Consider the following 22,995-nt stretch of genomic DNA (forward strand, 5'->3'; position numbering starts at 1 on the left):
GATCAAACTCTCCAAATTAGAGCCCTAAGACTCATCAATAGGACTTGTGGCTCCTATTAAACCTTCACTTCTTGTTGTGGAATCAACAGGTTTCTGTCTATAACTGGATTTTCATGGTTCCTGCGCTCTTTCGGCCCAATAGGACCTCTTGCAAGCGCAAGACCTATAATACACAACCAGGGCTCGCTATGTCAAGCCCGGGAGGCCGGAAATTTTACGAGGCTCGAGACAAGCTTCGAGATAGGCTACAGGTTTGGGATAGGCTATAGTCAGGCTGGCCCGAGCCTGCGCCGCCTGAGGCGTGTCATGGGCGAAGCCACGCGCTCACGCGCCCGCCGCAGAGCGTGGTCGAGCCTGCGGAAAGGGCCGGCAGGGAAAGCTGCCGACCTCCCACCTTGGAAAGAGAACCACCGTGAGAGGGACTACTTGTGGCCGCTGCTCTCCTAAATTGGCGCTGCTCGACGGCTTGGCGCTTGCCTCTGCTCGAGGGCGCGGAGGCTGTGCGAGGAGTCTCTACAAGACATGCTCGAGGTCGGCGAGCTCGACTAGCGCTCGGGCTTTTCCAAAAGCAGCGGGGCGCTTTGCTATGCTGGAGGGGTATGCGGCTTTCCTCCACGGATATCTATGCCTTCCAGGCGCTGGGATACCTGGGCACGCAAGCGCTCGACCACTGGGTGGGCAGCGACGACATCAGCGAGGCCACCGGCGTCGCCCGGCCCTACCTCGTCAGAATCCTCGCTCTCCTGTCGAGCAAGGGCGTCATTCGCTCCAAAAAGGGTACGGGCGGCGGCTACGCGCTGGCCCGCAAGCCCCATCTAATCACGCTCTGCGAGGTGGTCCGGGCCGTCGACGGCCCGGTGGCGCCGCTTTCTTGCATCTCGCTCAACTGGCACCAGCCCTGCCTAGAAGAAGACCGTTGCCACGCCCGCAGCCACGTCTGGCGGCGGGTGCGCGACGCGCTTCTGGCAGCCCTGGCCGAGGTCACGGTCGAAGACTTGGCGACCGACTTCAGGCAGGGCGTCACCTACGAGCCTTGCCTACACCACCTCTTGAGGCCCAACGCCTGAACGCATGAACGGGGTTCGGCAAGTCAAGGAGACGCCCTCGAGCCCGGCGGGGGTGGTCGCCTCGCCAGCCAGGTAGCGCCCTCTACAAAGCTGCGAATGATGCGGGCGAAGGGGCGCGGGGTGGTGTAGTTGACCACGTGGGGCCCTCCCGGGATGACGGCCAGCCGCCCCCGAGGAAGGAGCCGGACGGCCTCCTCGGTCCAGCCCTGCGGCACGATGACGTCCCTCGAGCCGCGCACCACCAGCGTCGGAGCTCTGACGAAAGGAAGTTTCTCCGCGATGGGGTCGTCCAAGGCGTGCATGAGGGTGCGCCAGGCCCGGCGCAGGCCCGCCTCGCGGTAGTCGCGCAGGTGAGCGAAGGCCAGCGAAGGACGCTCGAGCGGCCAATCGAGCAGCCAGCGCCCGATCTGCTCCGGCGCATTACGCGCCGCCGGGTCCATGGTCGGTCCGGCCAAGACCATGCGCTCGACCCGGGCCGGATAGCGCACGGCCAGGTCCACCAGCACTTGGCAGCCGAGCGAGTTGCCGACGAACACAGCGCGGCCCAGACCGACAGCGTCCATCCAGGCGGCGAGCGCGTCGGCCAGTTCGGGCACCGTCAGCACCCGCCGGGGCTTGCCGCTCTTGCCGAAGCCCGGCAAGTCAGGCGACAGCACGGAATAAAAGGGCGCGAGCCGCCGAGCGGTCGGCACCATATAGAGACTGGAGATGACCAGGCCGTGGACCAAGACGATGACCGGTTTGACTCCAGGAAGCGCATCAAGGGAAACTCGTGCGTGCATCGGCAAGCCGCCGACCCGGGTCCACCTGCTGTCCAGCCTTCCGAGGCGTTCTCTCATCTAAGCTCTGAGGGCGGCCCTAGGCCCGCCCTCTGTCGTCACTGGCAAAGCCTAAGGCTCGTTGTCCCAGGGGCTCGTCGGCGAGACGCCTTCGGCGGCCCACTCGAGCGTCTCGAGCTCCTCTTGGCCGGGCGTCACGCCCGCCGCGACCACCACGTTGCCGCGGCGGTCCATAACCGGACCGGTAAAGGGGTCAAAGGCCTCCGGTCCGCCCTCGCTCATCGCCTCGTGGCGGGCCATCACCAGGTCGTAGACGGACACCTCGCCCAGTTCGGGGTCGTCTACCGTCACCGCCCGCAGAGGCTCTTCAAAGGCCGGGTTGATGGGCATGCCCCCTCTGGCGCCGAGTTCGACGGCGCCCTCGGCCAGGAGCCACCAGTAGTCGACGTCTTCCAAGGTCTCGGCGGTGTACTCGCCGCTGTGAACCCCCTCGAGAAAATCCGCGTAGATTGCCTCCCAGTTGGCGAGCTGCCCGGAGACGACGTGGTCGGGCGCGAAGTCGTACATCGCCGAGTAGTGGGCGAAGCTGGGCAAGCCGCGCTCGGCGGCGGTCTGGATCACCGTGGGGGTGTCCTCGGAAAAGGCGAAGACGTCGGCGCCCTCGGCGATGAGCGCCTGGGTGGCCTCGGCCGCGCCTGCGGGGTCGAACCAGTTGTAGAGCCAGCGCACCTCGACCACGGCCTCGGGGTTGGTCTCGCGCACCCCGAGGGCGAAGGCGTTGATGTGGCGCTTGACCTCGGGAATGGGAAAAGCCGCGACGTAGCCTACTTTGTTCGACTCGGTGAGCGCCCCGGCCATGAGGCCGTTCAAGTAGTAGAGCTGGTAGAACTCGGCGATGTAGGTCATCACGTTGGGCGCGCGCTGAAAGCCGGTAGCGTGAGCGAAGATCACCTCGGGGTAGCGCTGGGCGGCGGCCAGGGTGCCCTCGCCAAAGCCGAAGGAGGTGGTGAAGATGACGTTGGCGCCCTGCCTCACGAGCTGGTCGATGAAGGTCTCGGTGTCCCCTTCGGCGACCGACTCCACGAAGACGGTCTCGAGCCAGTCGAAGCGCTCGTCGACCGCCTGCCGGCCCTGGTCGTGCGAGTAGGTCCAGCCGAAGTCGCCGACGGGTCCTACATAGATAAAGCCCGCGCGCATGTTCTCGAGCTGCGCTAGAGCGACCCCGCAGACGAGCAAGACGAGGACTGCCAGTGTCGTGAGCCTGTTCATGCCAACCTCCTAGAAACGCCGTGTCAGGGCAAACTGCCGGCTGACCCCATTATTCCAGTTGGGCTCGAGGCTTGCCTAGTCCTTCCGCCCGTCCGGAGATGGTCTTCATCTTCATAGAGATGGTCTTTATAGAGATGGTCTTTATAGAGATGGCAAAAAGGTCACAAACGGCTGTCCGCACGGCTCTAGCGCTCGCCCCGCAGGTAGGGGCTGCCGAGTGCCTCCGGCGCGCCCTGGCGCCGCCCACTGCGCGTCAAGGAGGCGAGCGTCAAGGTGACGATAGTCGCCACGTAGGGAAGGAGCCGCAGGAACTCGGCGGGGAGGACTCCCTGCAGGCGAAAGGCGAGATGAAAGCAGGCCCCGAAAAGAAAGGCCCCCCAGAGCGCCCTGAGCGGGTTCCAGGCGGCGAAGATGGCGATGGCCAGGGCGATCCAGCCCATGCCCGCCGTCATCCCCTCCGACCACGAGGGGCGGTAGGCGAGCGAGAGGTAGCTTCCGCCCACCCCGGCCATCATCCCACCGAAGACGACACAGCCGTAGCGGATAAGGTAGACGTCGACGCCGAGCGCGTCCGCCGCCGCCGGCGACTCGCCCACCGAGCGGACGCTGATGCCCAGACGGCTGTAGAAGAGCAGGAACCAGAGCGCGAGGGCGGTGAGGATGGCCAGGTAGGTGAGCAGGTGCTGACCCTGAAAAAAGGCCGGGCCGACGAAGGGCAGGTCGGCCAGCAGCGGCACGGTCACGGTGCGAAACGGGTTCGTAAGCGGCTGCCCCTGCCAGGGCCGGCCGAGGACCCCGGTGAGTCCCAGGCCGAAGATGGTGAGCGCCAGGCCCGAGACGTACTGGTCGGCGCGCACGGTGACCGCCAAGAAGGCGTGAAGAAGCGCGGCCAGCCCAGCCGCCAGGGCCGCCACGAACACACCGACGAGCGGATTGCCGCTCGCTTGCGCGGCGACGAAGCCGGCCAGGGCGCCCACGATCATCATGCCCTCGACGCCCAGGTTGACCACGCCCGCGCGCTCGGCGATGATCTCCCCGAGCGCCGCGAAGAGGAGCGGCGTGGCAAAGGCGAGCGAGCGCGCGGTCGCGCTAATCAGCCAGCTCTCGAGCTCCACCCGGCACCTCCTTTCGCCACGCCGACCCGGCGCAGCCGGTAGCGGATCAGCGGCTCGGCGGCGATCATGAAAAAGAGCACCAGGCCGCTGATCACCCCGGTCATCTGGAAGGGCAGCCCCAGGACCACGCGCATCACGTCGCCCATCGCGAAGACGAGGCCCAAGAAGGTGGCGGTGAGCAGGGTCGCCAGCGGGTTGCCCCGCGCCAACAGCGCCACGATGATGGCGGTGTAGCCGTAGCCGAGCGAGATCTGGCCGGGGTCCAAGAGGCGGTAGTGGACGCCCGCGACCTCGCCCACGCCGGCCAGCCCCGCCGCCCCCGCCGAGATCATGATCACCAGCAGCGTCACCCTGGTAAAGCCCATGCCCGCGTAGCTGGCCGCCGCCCGGCTCTGGCCGATCACCCGGATCTCGAAGCCGAGCCGCGTCCGGGCGAGCAAGAGGCTGATCAAGAGCACCAGGACAACCGCGACGAAGAGCATCGGCCAGGCCAGGCGCGTGCCCGCCAGCAGGGGCAGGACCGCGTCGGGCGGAAAGCGGTCGGTGTAGGCGAAGCCCCGCACCGCCTGGCCCCGCCACGGCCCCAGGATGAGGTACTGCACGAGGTAGAAGGCGATGTAGTTCATCATCAGGGTGGTGATTATTTCGTTCACGCCCAAGCCGGCCTTTAAGAGCGCGGGCAAAAAGCCCCAGGCGGCGCCCGCCAGGAAACCGGCGACGAACATCGCCGGCAGGGTCAGCGGGCCGGAGACGGGCGAAAAGAGCGCCACCGCCGCCGCGCCGACGGCCCCGGCCAGGATCTGCCCCTCGGCGCCGATGTTCCAGAAGCGCATCCGAAAGGCCAGGACCAGACCGACCCCGCAGAGCAGCAGCGGCACGGTCTTGCGGAGCACCTCGGAGACGCCGCGGCGGTCCGACAGCGTCGCCTCGATGAGCAGCCCATAGGCCGCCAAGGGGTTGTGGCCAAAGCCCATAAAGATGAAGCCGGTGACCACGAGCGCCGCCACGATGGCGCCCAGCGAGACGGCGATGACGAGGGGCGACGAGGCGTGACCCCGGGGCTCGAGCCTGTACCTCACGACCCGCGGCTCACATCACAGCTCATACTTCACAGCTCACGCTCGTGCCGCCCCGGCCATCATCAAGCCGAGCCTCTCGCGGTCGGCCGCTTCGGCCGAGACGATACCCATGCTCTCGCCTGCGAAGAGCACCATGATCCGGTCGCAGAGGCGCAGGATCTCGTCCAGGTCTTCGGAGACCAGCAGCAGCCCGGCACCTCGCTCGCGCTGCGCCGCGAGCAGCCTGTGGGTGAGCTCCGACGCCCCCACGTCGAGCCCGTAGGTCGGGTGCGCCGCGACGACGAGCCGCGGCTCGCCGGACAGCTCTCGAGCCAAGATGAGCTTCTGGACGTTGCCGCCCGACAGGAGCCGCGCGGGCGTCCGCGGCGAAGGCGTGGCGATCTCGTAGTCCCTTATCGCGCGCTCGGCGAAGCGCCTCACCGCGCCGCCGTCCAAGATCGGCCCCCTCGAGAAGGGCGGATAGCGATAGTGGCGCAGGGCGAGGTTGTCGGCCACGCTCAGGCCGGGCACCACGCCCACACCCAGGCGCTCCTCGGGGATGTGGGCGACGCCGGCCTCGAAGAGCCCGCGCGCGTCCAATCTGCTCATGTCCTGCTCGCCCAGCGTGAGCGTACCCCGCTCGAGCCGCCTGAGCCCGGTCAGGACCTCGATGAGCTCGCGCTGGCCGTTGCCCGCCACTCCCGCCACACCGAGCATCTCACCGGCGCGCAGGCTGAAGGAGACGCCCTTCAGTGCCGGCATGCCGCGGTCGCCTCTGGCGTGGAGGTCCTTGGCCGTGAGCACCACCTCACCCGGCTCCCGCGTCGCCCGCAGCGGCGCGAAAATCACCTCGCGGCCGACCATCATGCGGGCGAGCTCGGCCGTCGTCGTCTCGGCCGTAGCCATCTGCCCCACCACCGCGCCCTTGCGCAAGACGGTGACCCGGTCGGCCACCGCCATCACCTCGTCCAGCTTGTGGGTGATGAAGACCACCGCGTGCCCCTCGCGCTTCATCGCCTCCAAGACCTCGAAGAGCCGCTCGGCCTCCTGCGGCGTCAGGACGCCCGTAGGCTCGTCGAGGATCAGCAGCTTGGCGCCGCGCATGAGCGCCTTTAGGATCTCGACGCGCTGCTGCTCGCCCGGCGAGAGCTGGCCTACTTGCGCGTCCGGATCGACAGCCAAGCCGTAGCGCCGGCCGAGCTCAAGGATGCGCGCCTTGAGCCCCCTCGCCGGCCTAAAGAAGGGCGTACCCGGCAGCCCCAGGGCCAGATTCTCCGCCACGCTGTGCCGCCTGACCAAGAGAAAGTGCTGCGCGACGAGGCCGACGCCCGCCTTGATCGCGTCACCCGGCGAGCCCATGCGTACCGGCCGCCCCTGCACCCTGAGCTCGCCCTCGTCGGGCGGATAGAGACCGTAGAGCATGCTGATCAGGGTCGTCTTGCCCGCGCCGTTTTCGCCCAGCAGGGCGTGCACCTCGCCGGAGCGCACCGAGAAGTTGACGCGGTCATTGGCGATCACACCGGGAAAGCGCTTGGTGACGTCATGGACGGAGAGAAAGGGCTGAACCCCGCGCTGAAGCTCTGGCAAGGAGGTGGCAACGCGGGGCATGGCTCGAGTATAGCCCAGGGGTGGGGTCTAGAAGGACCAGTGGGGTCTAGAAGCGACCAGTGGCCTCGAGCGCTTACCCCAGCCCGCTGAATACCCGGGTCAGCAGCTCGATGGCTTTCCGATAGTCCCTGAGCGCCACGTGCTCGTCGGGGCGGTGGTCGAGACTCGAGTCGCCCGGCCCATAGGCCAGCATCGGCACGTCCCAGTAGGGCGCCACCACGTTCATGTCCGAGGTGCCAGTTTTCACTTTGAAGCGCGGCGTTCCGCCCAGCTCACGGATAGCGAGGCGAAACGCGCGCGTCAGAAGCGTGTCCTTGGCACCGCGGTAGGCCCGCTCGTGACCGGAGAAAGCGAGCTTCAGGTTGCCCTCCTTTTCTTCAAGCATCCCTCGCAAGCTTGCCTCTACGCTACCGGGCGGCAGCCCCGGCGGCAGGCGAAAGCCGATCACCGCCGCGGCACGCTGTGTCAGGCCGTCGTTTGCGCTCTCGATGCTCTGGAGCGACACCTGCACGCGCTCAAAGAGGCCCTCTTCGCCGCGTTTCTGGTTCGTCCAGCCCACCCAGTCGCGCACCCTCTGCCAGCCCTCGGCGATGACCTCGGCCGCCGTCGCCTCGTCGCCGGCGCTATGAAAATTGTCCTTCTCGAGCCCCAGAGAGAGCACCAGCCTGCCCTTGTAGCCCAGCGTCATGGCGTCCCAGCCGCTCGGCTCGCCGATGATTATCAGGTCCGGCCGGTCATACGCCGTTACGGCGTAGCGCGCGCCCCTGCTCGAGGGCGCCTCCTCCTCGACCGCGCCGATGAGCGTGAGCCGGAGGTGGCCCAGAACCTCAGGAGCCAGCCTCGAGGCCGCCGCGACGGCCGCGCAAAACGGCCCCTTGGCGTCCACCGTCCCCCGCCCATAGAGCTTGCCGTCCGTGATCCGAACGGGAACCTCCCCAGGCGCGGTGTCGATGTGGCCCAGGAAGACGAGGTGCCGCTCGCCGCTGCCGAGCTGCGCCACCGCGTTGCCCGCCTCGTCGACAAAGGCGCGGTCGGCAAAGCTCGCCATCCGCGAGACGAGGTAGCGCGCCACCTCGGCCTCCTCTCCCGAAGGGCTGGAGAGGCGCACGGCCCGCTCGAGGAGTTCGGCTACGTCGATCATGCACGAGTCTACCCCGCCGCCTGTGCGGCTGAGGACCAGTCCGACCCAGCGGGGCCGGGAACCCGTCTACCGCGCTCCCGCGCCCACACCACGGCTTTTGCCCAGTCTAAAGCTTAGACTGGGGCATGGCACAACTCGAACGCTACGCGCAGTACAGGAGCCTGAAGTTCGCCTCGCCTGCCGAGGGCGTCCTCGAGGTGGTCATGAACCGGCCGGGCAGGCTCAACGCCGCCGACCACACCATGCACCGCGAGCTCGCCGAGGTCTGGCGCGACATCGACCGCGACGAAGAGGTCGCCGCCGTCATCCTGCGCGGCGCGGGCAAGGGTTTTTCGGCCGGCGGCGACCTGGACCTGGTTTCGGAGATGACCCGCGACTATGACACCCTCACCCGCGTCTGGAAGGAGGCGAGGGACCTCGTCTACAACCTCGTCAACCTTTCGAAGCCCGTCGTCTCGGCGATGCACGGGCCGGCGGTGGGCGCGGGCCTGGTGGCGGGGCTCTTGGCCGACATCTCCATTGCCGCGAAGTCGGCGCGCATCATCGACGGGCACACCCGCCTGGGCGTGGCGGCGGGCGACCACGCGGCGATGGTCTGGCCGCTGCTCTGCGGCCTGGCCAAGGCCAAGTACCACCTGCTCTTATGCGAGCCCCTCTCCGGCGAGGAGGCCGAGCGCATCGGCCTGGTCTCGCTCTGCGTCGAGGACGAGGAACTTATGGCCAAGGCCCTCGAGGTCGCCAAGCGTCTCGCCGCGGGCTCGCCGACCGCCATCCGCTGGACGAAGGTCGCGCTGAACAACTGGCTGAGGCTGGCGGGGCCGACCTTCGACACCTCGCTGGCCTTGGAGTTCCTGGGCTTCGCGGGCCCCGACGTTCAGGAGGGCCTCGCCTCACTGCGCGAAAAGCGCCCGCCGAACTTCAAAAAGGCGCCGCTCTAACAGGCCGCTCCAACAGGACGTATGTCCTCAACCCAAGCTCCCAAGGGTCTATAATTCAGCCAAACTCCACCGGCCCATATCCCACCTGCGAGGTGCCCCTGTGACGGCCCGAACCGCGCCTCTTCCCGCCAGCCATCCTCTGCTTGCCCAGCCTAGACCAGCCTGTCGGCCTTGGCCGCGAAGACGAAGTCGCTCTCGGTCAGGCCGCCCACCTTGTGCGTCCACACCGTCAGCTTCACCTTGCCCCAGGCCAGGTAGAGGTCAGGGTGGTGGCCCTGCTCCTCGGCCATCTCGCCGACGCGGCTCGTAAAATCGAGCGCCTCGCGGAAGTTCTTGAAGGAGTAGGTCTTCTCGAGGTGGTGCTCGTCGACCACCCGCCAATCGCCGCCCAGTTCCTCTTGAAACGTCCGCAGCCCCTCGCCCTTCAGCGGCGGCACGCCGCCCTTGCAGGGCACGCAGTCTTTTGCAGCTAAATCGCTCATGCTTGCCTCCTTAGACCATTATGCGCAGGAGCGGCCTCTTGTGCTAGCGGAGCAATTCGCAGTGCTCGAGCGTCCCGTAGCGCCGCAGCCGAACGCCCGCATGGTCACGACGTTCAGGCCCTTCTCTTGTCGTCAGGACGGGCCCGCGCCGCGGCTTTGAGGGTGGGTTCGGGCTCCGGCCGCGGCACCCGCACCCCCGCCTTCACATTCCCGACTTGGCGCTCGCCTCCGGGTCCTGCTGCGGCACCTTGAAGCCGCCGTGGTCGGCGTCCTGGTAATAGGCGCTGATCTCGCTCGGAATGGCGCTGACGTCGTCCACCACCTTGAAGAGGCCGAGGTCGGCCTCGGCGATGGTGCCCTGCGCGACCAGGGTGTGCTTGAGCCAGTCGAGCATGCCCTGCCAGAACTCGGAGCCGATTAAGTAGACGGGAAAGGGCAGGATCTTCTTGGTCTGGATCATGGTGAGCGCCTCGAAGAGCTCGTCCAAAGTGCCGAAGCCGCCCGGAAAGATCACGAAGGCCACGCAGTACTTCACAAACATCACCTTGCGCACGAAAAAGTAGCGGAAGCTGAGCTCGTGCGTCTGGTAGGAGTTTGGCGACTGCTCGTGGGGCAGGTCGATGTTGAGGCCGACGCTCACACCGCCCGCCTCGAAGGCGCCCTTGTTGCCGGCCTCCATGAGGCTGGGGCCGCCGCCGGTGATGACCGCGTAGCCCGAGCCGACGAGGTCGCGCGCCAGCCTTTCGGCCATCTCGTAGTAGGGGTTGGTCTGGGGCAAGCGTGCCGAGCCGAAGAGGGTGACGGCGCGCCGCACCTCACTCATCTCCTCGAAGCCCTGCACGAACTCGCCCATGATCCTAAACAGCCGCCAGGAGTCCTCGGCCAGCATGTCGATCACGTACTGTTTTTCCGGATTGTTCATGCGACAGTATAGCAGGGCGCTCCCTCGGCAACCCTGCTAATCGCTCTCGAGCCGGTAGTCGCGGCTGGCGTAGACGGCCAGAACCAAGACCAGAGTGTAAAAGGCCAGCACGATCATGACCGTCAGCCAGCCCGGCAGGGGGCCGACGCCGGCGCGACTCACGAACTCGGTGAAGCTCTCGGCCTTGCCGCCGATGAAGTCGAGCTTGAAGGCCCAGGCCAGGATGAGCGCGCCGTAGATCCACAAGTAGTTGCGCCTGAGCCGCCAGCCGAGCGAGTCGAGCCGGCTGATGGGCGTCTTGGGCTGGTTCAGGTCCATCAAGAGGCGCTCTTGCCACTTGGGCGTGGCGTCGGCGTCCAGGATCTCTTGGTAGAAGGAGCGCTCGAGCAGCCGCACCCGGTAGTGCGACATCTCATAGACCCGAAAGCGCCGCGACTCGATATGCAAAAAGGCGTAGATGAGGACCATCGCGAAGAGAAAGACGGCGTGCGACACCTCGGGGTTGCCCAGGGCGAAGGTGGTCACCCCGGCGGTAGTGACGATGGACCAGTTGGTGGTGGTGTCCAAGCGGATGCGGTACATGACCATCCGCCCCACCTCGGCCCGGTAGAGGTGGATGAGGCTGTTGGCCACATTGCTGTCGAAGTTGCTGTCGAACCGGGGCATCCGCCTCCAGTCTAGCCTAGTCCAGAGGCGGCAGCGACTCCAGGAGGCGGCCTAGATCGGGCGCCAGGATATCCGGCCGCGCCGACTTTAGCAGTACCTCGTCGTGCGTGCCCCAGGTGACGGCGTAGGTCCTGAGCCCGGCGGCCTTGCCCGCCAAGATGTCCATCACCGTGTCGCCGACCATCCACAGGCCCTCGCCGCCCGCCCCGGCGACGGCCTGGTAGACCACGTCCGGCGCGGGCTTGTGGGGGATGTCGTCGGTGCCCTGAAGGTGGTCCACGAGCTTGTCGAGCCCTACCGCCGCTGCCAGCAGCCGGGCCATGTCGCTGCGCTTGGTGGTGGCGACGGCGCTGCGGTAGCCGCGCCGCCTGAGCTCCTTCAGGAGCTCGCGCACGCCCGGATAGAGGCTCGAGTGGTCGGTGAAGTGCTCGGGGTAGTGGCTCCGGTAGGCCCGGCTGAGCGCCTCGACATGCGCGGGCGCAAAGACCGCGAACATATCCTCCAGGGGCTTGCCGATCTCATCTTTGATCGCACGCGCCTCGGGCACGGGTAGGCTGTAGACCGTGAAGCTGTGCTGGAAGCTGAGGACGATGTCCTCTAGCGAGTCGACCAGGGTGCCGTCCAGGTCGAAGACGATGGTCGGGGGCAGGGTCACCCGCCTAGCCTATCACCTCGACCCGGGCGCGGTGGCCCGGCGCGCGCGCCAGCCGCGCGTCCAAGGTGAGCAGCGGCGCGCCCAACGCTTCGGCGAGGGCGATATAGGCCGCGTCGTAGGCTGTCACATTGGCGCGCAATTCCCAAATTCTCCCTAACAGCGGCAGGTGAGCGTAGCGGCTGACCCGGAGGTCGGCCAACAGCTCGAGCGCTCTTTGTGCCGCCTTCTCAGCGAGCTTTCCCTGAAGCGTGTAGCGGCGCAAAACCTGGAGCACCTCGAGGTCCAGAAGCTGCGGCGCGTGCAGACTATCCGCCCGCGCGAGGCGCCACAGGAGTTGCGGAGCCTCGGGTTGCTGGTTGATGACGGTAGCAACGGCGGCCGAGGCGTCGAGGACGAGCACCTAGACGAATATGTGGGCGCTCACTCGGCGTCCCGGTGTCGGCGAATGACGGTCGCCGGATCTTCGTCTAGTTCTACAGGAGGTAGGCGACGCAGTCGCTCGAGCATCTCCGCCATCGTGGGCCTTTCAGCCGCCTTTCCCGCCTCGTCCAGGAGATAATCCGAAAGCGTCATGCCCAGCTCGGCGGCGCGCACCTTGAGCTTGCGGTGCAAGTCGTCGGGCACGTTGTGAATCTGGATCATCTTGCTCATGCTCTAAACATTATCACATGTGAACGGCATGCCCACTTGCTCGGCTGGCCGAACCGTCCCTTCTGAGCGTGAACAGCGTCAGCTCGGGCGGGCTGAAGAGGCGCATCGGCACCACGCTGAAGCCGATGCCCCGGGTGATGTAGAGGCGGTTGCCGCTGTGGCCGTAGTCGCCCTCGCCCTGCCTATCGACCCAGCCCGAGAGGTTGGTCTCGCTACTGCCCCTGGGAACCAGCCAGTAGCGGTCGCCCAGAAAGGGCAAGCGCACCTGGCCGCCGTGGGTGTGGCCGGCGACGGCGAGCGGCGCGGCGCGGGCGGGGACCTCCTTGAAGGTCTTTGGGTTGTGCATCATCACCAGCCGCGCCGCGTCCTCCGGAAGCCCGGCCAAGGCCCTCTCGGGGTCGTCGTGGCCGAACTCGTGCTCGCCGATGCCGACGAGGTAGAGGGCGTTGCCGCTATGGCCGGGGAGCTCGAGCCTGACCGCCTCGTTTTGCAAGATGGGGATGCCGGCGGCCTCTAGCGCCTCCTCCACCCGCGCGGCGTAGCCTTCGCCCTCCTCCTGGCTGACGCCGACGCCGTAGTCGTGGTTGCCGAGCACGCCGTAAACGGGCAGCCGCGCGTCCAAGAGCGGTTTGAGCAAGCCAATGACCCTCTCGAGGCTGCCCTCTAAGTTCTCCGGCGGCTGGTGGATAAAGTCGCCCGCGATGAGCACGGCGGCCGGGCGAAGGTCCACCACCCGCTTTACCGCGCGCCGGATGGTATCCAGGTTGTGCAGGACCATGCCCACCTGAAAGTCGGCCAGGAGGGCGACCGTCTTGCCCTCCCAGGCGGGCGGCAGGCCGGGCAGCGCCACCTCGTGCCGCGTCTCGGTGAGGCGGTAGGGTTCGATGGCCACAGCCCAAAGGACGAGGGCCAGAATCAGCGCGAGGAAGGCGAGGAGGAGCGTGAGCGCCATAGCCGAGCATAACGCATCAGCGCAGAGGACAGGTTGTCGGTCAGCGACCGCACGCCCTTGTGCCGGGACTCCAGCCAGGAGCGACCGCTAGGACGGACGCAAGTAGGCGACCGTGACGCCGTGGCCGCCTTCAAAGGGCACCGCGTCCTCGAATCTCTCGACGAGCCTTTCGGTCTTTAAGTAATTTCTGACCGCGTCGCGCAGGGCGCCCGTGCCCTTGCCGTGGAGGATGCGCACCGGGCCGGCCTTGACGGCGTGGGCCTCCTGGATGAAGTCGCGTATCCTCTCGAGCGCCGCCTCCACCCGCTCCCCGCGCACGTTGAGTTCAGTCTCGAAGCGCACCGGCGCGGCAAAGGTGACGCTCCTGCTTTGGGCAGCGCCGCCTCTAGCGTAGGCTCCGGACGTGACCGCAGGCTCAGGGTCCTTTACAAGCCTCACCTCGCGCCGCGGCACGGTGACCTTTAAGAGGCCGAGCTGCACCACCACCTCGTCGCCGCGCAACTCGGTGATGGGACCCTGGGCGCCATAGGACTCGACCCGCACCACCGTGCCCGGTCCCAAGACCGCCTTGGTCGCCGGCTTGGGCTTGGGGGCCTTGGCCCTCACGTCCTGACGCAGGCGCATGAGGTCGCCCAAAGCCTGCGAGCGCCCCTCCGGGTCGCTGGTGGCGGTGCGCCTCAGCTGTTTGGCGCGCTCCAGGGTCTCCTGCAGCATCTCCTCGGCACGGCTGGCGGCGGCGGCGAGGACCTCCTCCTCGCGGCCCCGCAAGGTGTCGATCTGGGCGCGCAGGAGCTCGGCTTCCCTGACGGCCTGGGCCCGGGCGGCCTGGGCCTCGTCCCGCTCGCGGCCAAGCGCCTCGCGCTCGCGCTCCAAGGTGACGAGGAGCGACTCGAGTTCGGCTCCCTCCTCGCCCAGCAGCTCGGCGGCGCGGCCGAGGAGGTCGGCGGGCAAGCCCAGCCGCTCGGCGATGGCGAGAGCGTAAGAGCGGCCCGGCTGGCCGACCACCAGCTCGAAGCGCGGGCGCAGCGCCTCCACGTCGAAGCTCATCGAGGCGTTGACCACCCCCGGCGTCTCTGAGGCGAAGACCTTGAGGGGCGACAGGTGGGTGGTGATGAGGCCCCTCGCGCCACTCGCCAGGAGCCGTTCCAAGACCGCCTGCGACAAGGCCGCGCCCTCGGCCGGGTCGGTGCCCGAACCCAATTCGTCGATGAGCACCAACACCGTGGGGTCGGCCTGCTCGACGATGGCCTTGAGGTTTTGAAGGTGCCCGGCGTAGGTCGACAGGCTGGCCTCGATACTCTGCTCGTCGCCGATGTCGCTGAGGAGCGCCGCGCACTCGGGCAGGGTCGGCGGCGTCTCGCTGCTGGCCGCCACGAAGAGCCCGCTGTGGGCCATGATGACGGCCAGGCCGAGCGTCTTTAGGGACACCGTCTTGCCGCCCATGTTCGGCCCCGTCACGATGAGCAGGCGCTTGTCCTCGTCCAGTTCGAAGGTGTTGGGCACGCAGCCGGCAATGAGCGGATGGCGAGCGCCGACGAGCCGGAGCCGCCCCCGGTCGTTGATGGCGGGCTCGGCCAGCTCCCAGTCGCGCGCCAGCCGAGCGCTCGCCGCCACCAGGTCGAGCTCGCCCAGGACCATGAGCGTCTCCTCGAGCCCCGGCTCGAAGGCCAGGCGCTGAGCCAGGGCGATGAGGATGCGCCGCACCTCGTCACGCTCCTCGAGCTCCAAAATCGCCAGCTCGTTGTTCATGGGCACCACCGCCTGCGGCTCCATGAAGACCGTCGCGCCCGAGTCCGAGCTGTCCAAAACGATGCCCGGCACCTTCGACTGGCTGCTGGCCTTGATGGGGATCACGTAGCGGTCGCGCCTCAGGGTAATAATCGGATCCTGGACGGCGTCGGCGTAGCGCGCCAAGAGCTCGGTCAGCCGCTCGCGGATGCGCCCACGCAAGGGGTTCAGACGCCGCCTGATGTCGCGCAGCTTGGGCGTGGCGTCGTCGCGCACGTTGCCGTCGGTGTCGAGCTGCTCGCGCACGAGCCGGAGCGCGCCGTCGAAGGAGCTCATCCTGCTGGCGAGCGCCGAGAGCGCCGGGCGCTCCGCGGCCAGGATCGAGCGCTTGATGGTGCCGGCGGCGTCCATGGTGTAGGCGATCTCCAGGATCTCCCGGCCGTCCAGCATCGAGCCGTCCCTGACGCGGCTAACCAGCGGGCGGATGTCGTGTACCCCGCCCAGGGCCAGCTCGGGGCCATAGCGGGCCTCGGCCACGCGCTGCCAGGCCAATTCGGCCGCGAAGCGGTCGCCGAGGGGCCGCAGCGCTTCGGCCCGCTCCACGCCCAAGCGGCTGCCCGCCCGCTCGGCCAGGGCGCTACGGACGCGGGCGAAGTCGAGCTTGTTTAGCGTCGTCTCGCTGACCTTCACAAGGGCACAGTATACGCGCTCTCTGGCAACAACGAAGGGGAGGAAGCTACTCGGGCCATAGCCCCTGCCACGAATCTTGAAGCCACGGACCCTGTAGCCACGGACGCCGTCCGCGGCGGGTTCACGCCGGCCGAGGCGCCCAGACCGGCCCCGTCCTATGACAGCGGATTGGAGATCTACCTCGCGCTTTTGCTCACCCCGAGCTTCTTACAGGGTCGCGCGCTATGATGGTTGAACTGCAAAGACATGGAGGCTGGCATGACGCATGATTTGGCTTCTGTAAAAGCGCTCACCTTCGACGTGTTCGGCACCGTCGTGGACTGGCGGACATCGATCATCGGCGAGTGCGAAGAACTCGCCGCCGCCACCGGTCAGGCTATGGACTGCGCGCGCTTTGCCGATGCCTGGCGGGACGGCTACCGGCCGGCCATGGACCGGGTTCAGCGCGGCGAGCTGCCCTGGACGACCATCGACCGCTTGCACCGGACGATCCTCGACGAGCTGCTGCGCGAGTTCGAGCTCACCGGTCTATCCGAAGCGCAAAAGGATCACTTGAACCGCGCCTGGCACCGGCTCACGCCATGGCCGGACTCGGTCGCCGGGCTGCGGCGCTTGCGCCAGCGCTTTATCACCGCCACACTCTCCAACGGCAACGTGGCGCTGCTCGTCAACATGGCCAAGCACAGTGACCTAGCCTGGGACTGCATTCTCTCGGCCGAGCTGGCGCGCCGTTACAAGCCGGATCCGGCGACCTACCAGATGGCCACCGATCTCCTGGGGCTCGAGCCGAGCGAGGTCATGATGGTCGCCGCCCACCAGAGCGACCTCCGCGCCGCCCAGGCCTGTGGTCTAAAGGCAGCGTTCATCCCGCGCCCGCTGGAGTTCGGCCCGGAGCGGGTGCCCGACCTTAGCCCCGACCCGGCCTTTGATATCGTCGCGCGCGATCTGGGCGAACTGGCGACGAAGCTCGGGGTGTGACGAGCTGCCAGCTCGAGCGGAGACAGCCCTCTCTGCTTTTGACGGGCTACCCGAGGCACAACTGCCACGGCTGCCACGGCAGGAAGGGCAGGCGGGGCTCGAACCCCACCGCGCAGCCAAGCGGCCGCTAATCGACCGTCCGAATCCGCCCCTCGAGCTCCGGGCCGATTGGAGAGCCTACGCGGATGGCCTCCTCGACCAGGTCCGCGTGCAGGGGCCCGGCGTGCTCGTCGATCAGCACCGGCACGCCGACGAGCATCTCGTAGCCGTCGCCGCCCGTGGCCAGGAAGGAATTGGTTGCCAGCGTGTAGCTGGCCCCTGGCTCGAGCGGCTCACCGCCGACGAGCACCTCGCGCACGCGGCTGCCAGGCTCGGCACCCGGGTCGTAGGAGAACGACAGGCCGCTCACCTGCAAAAAGCGGCCGTGCCCCTCCTCGACGCTGCTCACGCTCAGCTCGAGCATCTCGAGCAGGGTCTCTCCGGTGACCTCGAGCTTCACCACATGGTTCTCGAAGGGCAGCGTCTCGATCACGTCGCGCAGGGTCAGGGGGCCCGGCTCGATGACGCGGTCGGCACGGATCGAGCCGCCGTTCTGCATGCCGATGTCCGCCTCCGCCCACTCGCGCATCACGTCGGCGACGAAGTTGCCGAGGTTCGTCTCCTCGCTGCGCACGGCCGCCCGGCGCACCTCGAGTGGCGTCGTCGTCTCCCCCACCGGCTCGGCGAGGGCGGCGTCGAGCTCCTCCTCATAAGAGTTGACGATAGCGAGGACCTCCGGGTCGGGCTCGATGTCGGCGCTGACCTCGTGCAGCGTGAAACGCCAATCCACCACCTCTTCGCCTGCCACCACCAGGGTCAGCTCGCCCAGGTAGTCGAACTCATCGCCGACGCGGGAGATGATCGTGCCGTTCACCACCTCGGGCTCCTCGAGCACGCCTGCGCAGTGGTCACCGACGATGGCGTCGATGCCGTCCACCTCGGCGGCGAGGCGCTCGGCGTCGGGGGCGCAGAGGTGCGAGAGGACGAGCACCACCTGCGCACCGTCCGCGCGCATCCCCGCCACGACCTCGCGGGCCGACTCGAAGAGGTCGGCCATCTCGGCGTGCGCGCCCAAGGTGGTGACCTCGGGGGTGTCGGGCGGCGCGAAGCCGGTGACGCCCACCCGGAGGCCCGAGGGCATCTCGTGGACGAGGTAGCGCGCCGCGCCCTGCTCGGCGCCGAAGACGTCGCCGCTGCGGTTGTCGACGATGTTGCCGCTCACCCACCTAAACGTGCTGCGCTCGAGCATGGCGACGAGACTATCCGGGCCGTAGTCGAACTCGTGGTTGCCGTAGGTGTTGAAGTCGAGGCCCATGGCGTTGAGGGCGCCTACCACGTGCTCGCCCCGGTAGACGCTGGCCAGCAGCGACGGCGCCAGATCGTCGCCGTTGCCGACGAAGAGCACGTTGTCCCGCCCCTCCTTGAGCTCCTTGACGAGCGCGGCGTAGCGCGCGATGTTGGCCTCGTCCTCGGCGCCGTATTTGCCGTGGAAATGGGTGTCGTGGAGAATGACGAGTTCCTGAGCCTGCCCGAGGCCCATGAGCGCGAACAGGCCCAAGACCAGCGGCAGGATCAACCTTCTGTACCTTTGCAGCCCTTGCGTCATCTTGTCCTCCTTTGTTCAACACCTCATCCTACAACTTCCGTGTCATCGTTCCATACGCCCCCGGGCTCGAGGCCCGCTACGCCCAACCAGCGCGTAAACCCCCTCCTGCGCCTCGCCCGGTAGACGACCAAGGCGCTCGAGCGCGCCATGTCGCGCACGTACGGCATGAGGATCACGCTTCCTCCTCTTGGTCGTCCTCTTGGTCGTCCTCTTGGTCGTCGAGCCGCTCCAGATGGCGCTCGAGCGCCTCCTCGACAAAGAGCGACAGCGACTTCCGCGAATCGATGGCGGCGTGCTTCACCTCGCGAATGAGCCTTGGCGGCAAGTAGACGTTGAACTGCTGCTTGTCTTCGGACATGATTGCTAGAATACTAGCATTCTAGCAAGGCGGTGTCAAGGGTAGCCGGATGAATGCTGACGGCGGCAAAGTGCCTGCAAAGGTGCAATGTTTGTGAGGCGACGTCTTATACTCGGTCCATGCCCGCGACCATCCTTGCGCTCGATGACGAAGTCTCCATCTTGCGCCTCATCGAGCTGACCCTGCAAGACGACTACGACGTCAAGGCCTTTGCTCACCCCGCCGAGGCCCTGGCGGCGCTCCGGGAGGGGCTGGTGCCGCAGCTTATCCTCTGCGACATCAGCATGCCGGGCATGACCGGCTTCGGCTTTCACGAGGAGGTGCGCAAGGTAGGCGTCCTGCGCGGCGTGCCCTTCGTCTACCTGACCGCCATGGACGACCAGGCGCACTTTCGCCAGGGCATGGCCCGGGGTGCGGACGACTACCTCACCAAGCCCTTCGGCACCAGCGAGCTGCTGGACACCGTCGCCATGCGCCTTGCCAAGGCCGCGAGCCTGCGCCAGAACCAGGACGAGACGGCGGCGGTCTTGAACGTCCTCAGCCTGGGCGGCCTCGAGGTCTCCCTGGGCGAGACGCGCGTCCGCTGGGGCGCCAAAAAGGCCGCTGAGGTCTTCTTGTTCCTGTTGACATCGGGCGGCACGGTGCGCCGCGAGGAACTCAAAAAGGAGCTGTGGTGGGAGGACATCGCCGAGGGCAGCTTCAGGGTGATCAACTCGCGCATGCGCAAGGCCACCCAGGACTTCGCCACGATCACCAGCGACGAGGGCAAATATGAGCTCGTCTTGAACTGCGAGGTGAACTGGGACGCGCTTCATTTCGAGCAGCGGGCCGCAGGAGCGCTGGCGAACGAGGACTATGGCGCGATGCAGGGAGCGGCTCAGGCCTATGGCGGCGAGTTCCTGCCCGGCTTCGACTCGCCCTGGGCCGAGCGCCAGCGGGGCTACTACGACGGCCTCTATCTGGACCTCTTGGAGAGGAGCCTCGAGCTCGCTCCCAGCGAAGCCCTCGAGTTCGAGGCGCGCAGGCAGCTCGAGGCCTATCTCGAAAGACCCTGAGGACAGGGGGCAGAATAGCGAGGAGTCAGAGGTTGCCTCCATTCTGTCTCAGCTCTGGCTCTTCGGATGACTGGGCGAAATTCCGACCCCTAGTTCTTATACATTAGTTCCTATACATTAGTTCCTATACAGCGGCACCAGGCGCTGGGCGGTGAAGTCGATCTCGAAGCTGCCTACCGAGGGCAGGTAGATCTCGAAGCGCCGCGTCTCCCCCGGCGCGACGAGTTCGACGAGGTAGGAGCCGGGGGGCAGGTCGGCGACGAAAGGGCGCGCCCGCGGGAGGCCGTTCACGTAGACGAGGTAGCCCTCAGGCGCCTCCCAGAAGAGCAGCGGCGAGCTCACCGGCCGGAGCTGGCGCTCGACCCGGCTCACGCGCGAGCGCTGCACCGTCACCTGGGTCGTCTCGGACTCGAAGCCGGGCCGCTCGAGGCGGAGGCTGTGCTGGCCGGGGCTCACCTGCTCGGTCAGCGGCGTGGTGCCGATAAGGCGGTTGTCCACATAGACGCGGGCGGCGGGCCGGCTGGTCACGTGGACGCCGCCCGTGCTGGTCGGCTGCAAGAGCGCGTGCGCAAAGTCGATGCGGTCGTCCTTGGCGGTGACCACGTCAAAGGACGGCAAGAAGCCCTCCTTGCGCCACTCCAGCTCGTAGCGCCCCGGCGTCAGGGACAAGACCTCGAGCGCCGGCCCGGTGCGCCCGATATAGGTGCCGTTCACGTAGACATCGGCCTCGCCGGGTTGGCTCGAGACGTAGAGCTCGGCCGAGCCCGCCGGCAGTCCCACCCCGGGCTCGACAAAGCGCCGCACCTCGTCGGCTAAGAGCCGCGCCGTCTCCGCGGTTCGACCCGCCGGGAAGACGCGGCTCAAGAGGTCCGAGGCATGTCCGGTCCGCGCGTCCACGATCAGCAAGTTGACCGAGTACCCCTCGCGGCCGTCGCGCTGCACGGTGGGCCCGGAGATCTCGCCGGTGACGCCGTAGCGGCCCTCGCCGAGGTCGCTCAAGAGCGCCGCGAAGAGCCCGGCGTCGAGGCTGCCGGCCAACCCCGGCGAGACGAGCTCGCCCGGGCTCACGCCGAAACCGGTCGTCTGCTCGAGCTGGCGGCGAAAGTCGCGCATGAAGCGGCCGATGACCTCTTGGGGCACCTGGCCGCGCCCGCCGAAGTCGGGCACCACGATAGTCTCGGCGATGGTCTCGGCGGTGGTTTCAGCGATGGTCTCGGCAGTGGTTTCAGCGATGGTCTCGGCGGGCGCCTGGGGCGGCGCGGCCGTTTGCGCGCCCGCCCCGCCCCAGGCCGCCCAGCTCAATACGGCGACCAGAACGGCGGCAAATGCGGCCCGTCTCCTCAGCTTTAGTCCAGCCATCACCGCCAGTATACCCAAAGCCGCAGCCAAGAGCAGGCGCCACAAGTGGCGGAGCCCAGCGAGCAAGCCGGCGGACGAAGCCGAGATGGTATGGTGACTCTCACGCCATGCGCCACCTCGTGCTCAGCGACATCCACGCCAACGCCGTCGCCTTGGAGGCGGTCCTTGGACACGCCGAGCGGCGCCGCTGGGACCGGGTGATCTTCCTGGGCGATCTGGTCGGTTACCACAGCCAGCCCGAGACGGTCACGCGGCGGCTCCGCGAGCTCGCTCCCGAAGCCGCCATCTTGGGCAACCACGACGCCATCCTCCTGGGCCTCACCGCCGACTCCGGCCTCGAACCCCGGAGCCTGGTCGAGAGGCTCGTCGCCAGGCACCTCGGCGAGCTCTCCGAGGCCAGCCTGGACTACATCCGCTCGTTTAGCCTGCACGTCAAGGGAGACGCTTGGGAGGCCGCTCACGGCGCCCTGCGCGAGCCCTTCGAGTACCTCTCGGGGCTGCCCCAGGCGCAGGCCAACCTGCCCTTCTTGAGCACCCCGCTCTGCTTCGTCGGCCACACCCACGTGCCGGCCGCCTTCGTCTGCGCCGAGACGCAGCGGGGCCCGCTCTGGCGCAGCGTGCCCTTTCGCCGCGAGGAGAACCTCTACCGCCTGCCGCCCGAGGTCAAGGTCTTCTTCAACCCCGGCTCGGTCGGTCAGCCGCGCGACGGTCTGGCGCTGGCGAGCTACGGCGTCTTCGACGAGGATAACGGCGCCCTCGAGGTCTACCGGGTGCGCTTCGATATCGCCCGCGTGCAGCGCGAGCTGCGCCGTGAGGGCTATCCCGAGGCCTTGGCGGCGCGCCTGGCGAAGGGGCGCTAGGGATGTGGGGATGAGGCCGCTGGGGATGAGGCCGCTGGGCCACGACGCGGCGCTGGCGCTGCTGAGGCGCCTGGCGAGCCAGACCCTGCTCTTCGTGGGGCCCGAGCGGGTAGGCCGGCGGCTGGCGGCGCGCTGGTACGCCGCCTGGCTCAACTGCGAGGCGGGCGGCCAGCTTGGGGGCGGGGACGAGCCCTGCGGGAGTTGCGGCTCGTGCCGAGCCATGCTCTTAGGCAGCCACCCCGACTACCGCGAGCTCGCCCCCGAGCTGACCACCAGGACCGGCCGGCACAGCCGCCGCCCGCAGATCCGCCTGGGCGACCTGGTTCCCCGCGAGGGCGGCAACCCCGAGCCGCTCAGCTCCTGGCTCGAGGCCCGGCCGCGCGCGCGCGCGCGCGTCGGGGTGATCGACCAGGCCGAGGCCCTCGGCGAAGGGGCGGCCAACGCCTTTTTAAAGTTCCTGGAGGAGCCGCCCTCGTACGCGCGCATCGTCCTCATCGCGCCGAGCCCGCAGGCCGTCTTGGCCACCATCGCCTCGCGCAGCACCGTGGTGCGCTTCGGCGCCCTGGACCTCTCGCTGTTGGCGCCCGGCTTCAACCACCCGCTCGCCCGCCTCGGCCGTCCGGGCGACATCGGCAGGGCCGAAACGGAGGAAGGGGGGGTGCTGGAGACCGTGGACAGCTACCTCCTCAGCCTGCTGGGGGGCTTGGGCGAAGCCCTGGGCGGCGCCGACCTCCTGGAAAAGCGCTGGTCGGCGGGCGGCGAAGCGGTAGCGGAGGTGCTCCGCGCTCGCCTCGCCACCTGGCCGCCCGCCGCCTACGCGGCGGCGCTGGAGGCCGTCGAGCGCTGCGAAGGCGCGCTCGAGGTCTACGCGGCGGCGCCCCTGGCGGTGCAGGTCCTGACGCTCGAGCTGCGCGACCTCGCCAGGCGGGAGTGAGGGGTAGGGGCTCTGGCCTTTCCGGCTCCTGACGCCTGACCGCCGCAGCCCTCCGCACCCGCTGACATGCCCGCTGACATGCCCG

General features: G+C 67.8%; 24 protein-coding genes. 6 read left to right on the top strand and 18 right to left on the bottom strand.

From position 1 onward, the window contains the following. Positions 1–599: 599 nt before the first annotated feature. Positions 600–1,067, top strand: coding sequence for an RrF2 family transcriptional regulator (locus tag M3498_08470; GenBank protein ID MDQ3459313.1), 468 nt, complete (start codon positions 600–602; stop codon positions 1,065–1,067). 23 nt (positions 1,068–1,090) lie between these two features. Here the strand turns inward: M3498_08470 and M3498_08475 are convergent, their stop codons facing one another. From M3498_08475 to M3498_08500, 6 genes are all read right to left on the bottom strand, one after another. Then, the gene (locus M3498_08475) at positions 1,091–1,906 is read right to left on the bottom strand and encodes an alpha/beta hydrolase (GenBank protein MDQ3459314.1); all 816 of its coding nucleotides are present in this window, start codon (positions 1,904–1,906) and stop codon (positions 1,091–1,093) included. A gap of 51 nt (positions 1,907–1,957) precedes the next feature. Then, complete coding sequence (locus M3498_08480; GenBank protein ID MDQ3459315.1) at positions 1,958–3,115, bottom strand: BMP family ABC transporter substrate-binding protein; 1,158 nt, start codon at positions 3,113–3,115, stop codon at positions 1,958–1,960. A 185-nt stretch (positions 3,116–3,300) separates the two neighbouring features. Then, positions 3,301–4,230: an ABC transporter permease gene (locus tag M3498_08485; protein ID MDQ3459316.1), complete on the bottom strand. Its 930-nt coding sequence runs from the start codon at positions 4,228–4,230 to the stop codon at positions 3,301–3,303. Beyond that, on the bottom strand, positions 4,209–5,309 hold the full coding sequence (locus tag M3498_08490; GenBank protein MDQ3459317.1) for an ABC transporter permease: 1,101 nt from the start codon (positions 5,307–5,309) through the stop codon (positions 4,209–4,211). Before M3498_08490 ends, M3498_08485 begins: the two co-directional genes overlap by 22 nt. 36 nt (positions 5,310–5,345) lie before the next feature. Further along, positions 5,346–6,896 (bottom strand): ABC transporter ATP-binding protein, encoded by a 1,551-nt coding sequence (locus tag M3498_08495; protein ID MDQ3459318.1) that lies wholly within the window; start codon positions 6,894–6,896, stop codon positions 5,346–5,348. A 73-nt stretch (positions 6,897–6,969) separates the two neighbouring features. Then, positions 6,970–8,037, bottom strand: coding sequence for a [LysW]-lysine hydrolase (locus tag M3498_08500; protein MDQ3459319.1), 1,068 nt, complete (start codon positions 8,035–8,037; stop codon positions 6,970–6,972). Positions 8,038–8,162: 125 nt separating this feature from the next. On the opposite strand from M3498_08500, the gene M3498_08505 reads away from it, so the two are divergent. Next, the gene (locus tag M3498_08505) at positions 8,163–8,975 is read left to right on the top strand and encodes an enoyl-CoA hydratase/isomerase family protein (GenBank protein MDQ3459320.1); all 813 of its coding nucleotides are present in this window, start codon (positions 8,163–8,165) and stop codon (positions 8,973–8,975) included. 152 nt (positions 8,976–9,127) lie between these two features. Here M3498_08505 and M3498_08510 read toward each other — a convergent pair whose 3' ends face one another. The 8 genes from M3498_08510 to M3498_08545 form a co-directional block, all read right to left on the bottom strand. Further along, positions 9,128–9,457 (bottom strand): 4a-hydroxytetrahydrobiopterin dehydratase, encoded by a 330-nt coding sequence (locus tag M3498_08510; GenBank protein MDQ3459321.1) that lies wholly within the window; start codon positions 9,455–9,457, stop codon positions 9,128–9,130. A 202-nt stretch (positions 9,458–9,659) separates the two neighbouring features. Next, the gene (locus M3498_08515) at positions 9,660–10,379 is read right to left on the bottom strand and encodes a TIGR00730 family Rossman fold protein (GenBank protein ID MDQ3459322.1); all 720 of its coding nucleotides are present in this window, start codon (positions 10,377–10,379) and stop codon (positions 9,660–9,662) included. A gap of 36 nt (positions 10,380–10,415) precedes the next feature. Next, the gene (locus M3498_08520; GenBank protein MDQ3459323.1) at positions 10,416–11,045 is read right to left on the bottom strand and encodes a DUF2270 domain-containing protein; all 630 of its coding nucleotides are present in this window, start codon (positions 11,043–11,045) and stop codon (positions 10,416–10,418) included. 16 nt (positions 11,046–11,061) lie between these two features. Then, positions 11,062–11,700, bottom strand: a complete 639-nt coding sequence (locus tag M3498_08525; GenBank protein ID MDQ3459324.1) for an HAD-IA family hydrolase — start codon at positions 11,698–11,700, stop codon at positions 11,062–11,064. 4 nt (positions 11,701–11,704) lie between these two features. Continuing rightward, positions 11,705–12,100: a type II toxin-antitoxin system VapC family toxin gene (locus M3498_08530; protein ID MDQ3459325.1), complete on the bottom strand. Its 396-nt coding sequence runs from the start codon at positions 12,098–12,100 to the stop codon at positions 11,705–11,707. Positions 12,101–12,120: 20 nt separating this feature from the next. Further along, positions 12,121–12,351: a hypothetical protein gene (locus tag M3498_08535; protein ID MDQ3459326.1), complete on the bottom strand. Its 231-nt coding sequence runs from the start codon at positions 12,349–12,351 to the stop codon at positions 12,121–12,123. Positions 12,352–12,364: 13 nt separating this feature from the next. Next, the gene (locus M3498_08540) at positions 12,365–13,303 is read right to left on the bottom strand and encodes a metallophosphoesterase (protein MDQ3459327.1); all 939 of its coding nucleotides are present in this window, start codon (positions 13,301–13,303) and stop codon (positions 12,365–12,367) included. Between the two features lie 87 nt (positions 13,304–13,390). Beyond that, the gene (locus M3498_08545; protein ID MDQ3459328.1) at positions 13,391–15,721 is read right to left on the bottom strand and encodes an endonuclease MutS2; all 2,331 of its coding nucleotides are present in this window, start codon (positions 15,719–15,721) and stop codon (positions 13,391–13,393) included. Positions 15,722–15,979: 258 nt separating this feature from the next. On the opposite strand from M3498_08545, the gene M3498_08550 reads away from it, so the two are divergent. Continuing rightward, positions 15,980–16,699: a haloacid dehalogenase type II gene (locus M3498_08550; protein ID MDQ3459329.1), complete on the top strand. Its 720-nt coding sequence runs from the start codon at positions 15,980–15,982 to the stop codon at positions 16,697–16,699. Positions 16,700–16,826: 127 nt separating this feature from the next. Here the strand turns inward: M3498_08550 and M3498_08555 are convergent, their stop codons facing one another. The 3 genes from M3498_08555 to M3498_08565 are packed head-to-tail and all read right to left on the bottom strand — an operon-like array spanning position 16,827 to position 18,702. Then, positions 16,827–18,344 (bottom strand): 5'-nucleotidase C-terminal domain-containing protein, encoded by a 1,518-nt coding sequence (locus tag M3498_08555; GenBank protein MDQ3459330.1) that lies wholly within the window; start codon positions 18,342–18,344, stop codon positions 16,827–16,829. Positions 18,345–18,367: 23 nt separating this feature from the next. Continuing rightward, positions 18,368–18,520, bottom strand: a complete 153-nt coding sequence (locus M3498_08560; protein MDQ3459331.1) for a hypothetical protein — start codon at positions 18,518–18,520, stop codon at positions 18,368–18,370. Further along, positions 18,517–18,702: a ribbon-helix-helix domain-containing protein gene (locus M3498_08565; GenBank protein ID MDQ3459332.1), complete on the bottom strand. Its 186-nt coding sequence runs from the start codon at positions 18,700–18,702 to the stop codon at positions 18,517–18,519. The genes M3498_08560 and M3498_08565 overlap by 4 nt, the downstream gene beginning before the upstream one ends. 119 nt (positions 18,703–18,821) lie before the next feature. Here M3498_08565 and M3498_08570 point away from each other — a divergent pair, with 119 nt between their 5' ends. Then, positions 18,822–19,757 (top strand): response regulator, encoded by a 936-nt coding sequence (locus M3498_08570; GenBank protein MDQ3459333.1) that lies wholly within the window; start codon positions 18,822–18,824, stop codon positions 19,755–19,757. 117 nt (positions 19,758–19,874) lie between these two features. On the opposite strand, the gene M3498_08575 is transcribed toward M3498_08570, so the two are convergent. Beyond that, positions 19,875–21,116 carry a PEGA domain-containing protein gene (locus tag M3498_08575; GenBank protein MDQ3459334.1) on the bottom strand — a complete coding sequence of 414 codons (1,242 nt, stop codon included), beginning with the start codon at positions 21,114–21,116 and terminating at the stop codon, positions 19,875–19,877. Between the two features lie 107 nt (positions 21,117–21,223). On the opposite strand from M3498_08575, the gene M3498_08580 reads away from it, so the two are divergent. Together M3498_08580 and M3498_08585 are read left to right on the top strand one after the other, a co-directional pair. Then, entirely contained in the window at positions 21,224–21,976 is a 753-nt protein-coding gene (locus M3498_08580) for a metallophosphatase family protein (GenBank protein ID MDQ3459335.1), read from the top strand. Between the two features lie 10 nt (positions 21,977–21,986). Further along, positions 21,987–22,910: a hypothetical protein gene (locus M3498_08585; protein ID MDQ3459336.1), complete on the top strand. Its 924-nt coding sequence runs from the start codon at positions 21,987–21,989 to the stop codon at positions 22,908–22,910. Positions 22,911–22,995 lie beyond the last annotated feature (85 nt).

The organism is Deinococcota bacterium, assembly GCA_030858465.1.
In the GTDB taxonomy this organism is placed as follows: domain Bacteria; phylum Deinococcota; class Deinococci; order Deinococcales; family Trueperaceae; genus JALZLY01.

Coding starts and splice junctions, on each gene's coding strand:
- M3498_08535 (MDQ3459326.1), bottom strand. CDS start 12,351: ATGAGCAAGATGATCCAGATTCACAACGTGCCCGACGACTTGCACCGC.
- M3498_08470 (MDQ3459313.1), top strand. CDS start 600: ATGCGGCTTTCCTCCACGGATATCTATGCCTTCCAGGCGCTGGGATAC.
- M3498_08495 (MDQ3459318.1), bottom strand. CDS start 6,896: ATGCCCCGCGTTGCCACCTCCTTGCCAGAGCTTCAGCGCGGGGTTCAG.
- M3498_08505 (MDQ3459320.1), top strand. CDS start 8,163: ATGGCACAACTCGAACGCTACGCGCAGTACAGGAGCCTGAAGTTCGCC.
- M3498_08500 (MDQ3459319.1), bottom strand. CDS start 8,037: ATGATCGACGTAGCCGAACTCCTCGAGCGGGCCGTGCGCCTCTCCAGC.
- M3498_08565 (MDQ3459332.1), bottom strand. CDS start 18,702: ATGTCCGAAGACAAGCAGCAGTTCAACGTCTACTTGCCGCCAAGGCTC.
- M3498_08515 (MDQ3459322.1), bottom strand. CDS start 10,379: ATGAACAATCCGGAAAAACAGTACGTGATCGACATGCTGGCCGAGGAC.
- M3498_08550 (MDQ3459329.1), top strand. CDS start 15,980: ATGACGCATGATTTGGCTTCTGTAAAAGCGCTCACCTTCGACGTGTTC.
- M3498_08510 (MDQ3459321.1), bottom strand. CDS start 9,457: ATGAGCGATTTAGCTGCAAAAGACTGCGTGCCCTGCAAGGGCGGCGTG.
- M3498_08555 (MDQ3459330.1), bottom strand. CDS start 18,344: ATGACGCAAGGGCTGCAAAGGTACAGAAGGTTGATCCTGCCGCTGGTC.
- M3498_08475 (MDQ3459314.1), bottom strand. CDS start 1,906: ATGAGAGAACGCCTCGGAAGGCTGGACAGCAGGTGGACCCGGGTCGGC.
- M3498_08575 (MDQ3459334.1), bottom strand. CDS start 21,116: ATGGCTGGACTAAAGCTGAGGAGACGGGCCGCATTTGCCGCCGTTCTG.
- M3498_08520 (MDQ3459323.1), bottom strand. CDS start 11,045: ATGCCCCGGTTCGACAGCAACTTCGACAGCAATGTGGCCAACAGCCTC.
- M3498_08580 (MDQ3459335.1), top strand. CDS start 21,224: ATGCGCCACCTCGTGCTCAGCGACATCCACGCCAACGCCGTCGCCTTG.
- M3498_08480 (MDQ3459315.1), bottom strand. CDS start 3,115: ATGAACAGGCTCACGACACTGGCAGTCCTCGTCTTGCTCGTCTGCGGG.
- M3498_08540 (MDQ3459327.1), bottom strand. CDS start 13,303: ATGGCGCTCACGCTCCTCCTCGCCTTCCTCGCGCTGATTCTGGCCCTC.
- M3498_08585 (MDQ3459336.1), top strand. CDS start 21,987: ATGAGGCCGCTGGGGATGAGGCCGCTGGGCCACGACGCGGCGCTGGCG.
- M3498_08570 (MDQ3459333.1), top strand. CDS start 18,822: ATGCCCGCGACCATCCTTGCGCTCGATGACGAAGTCTCCATCTTGCGC.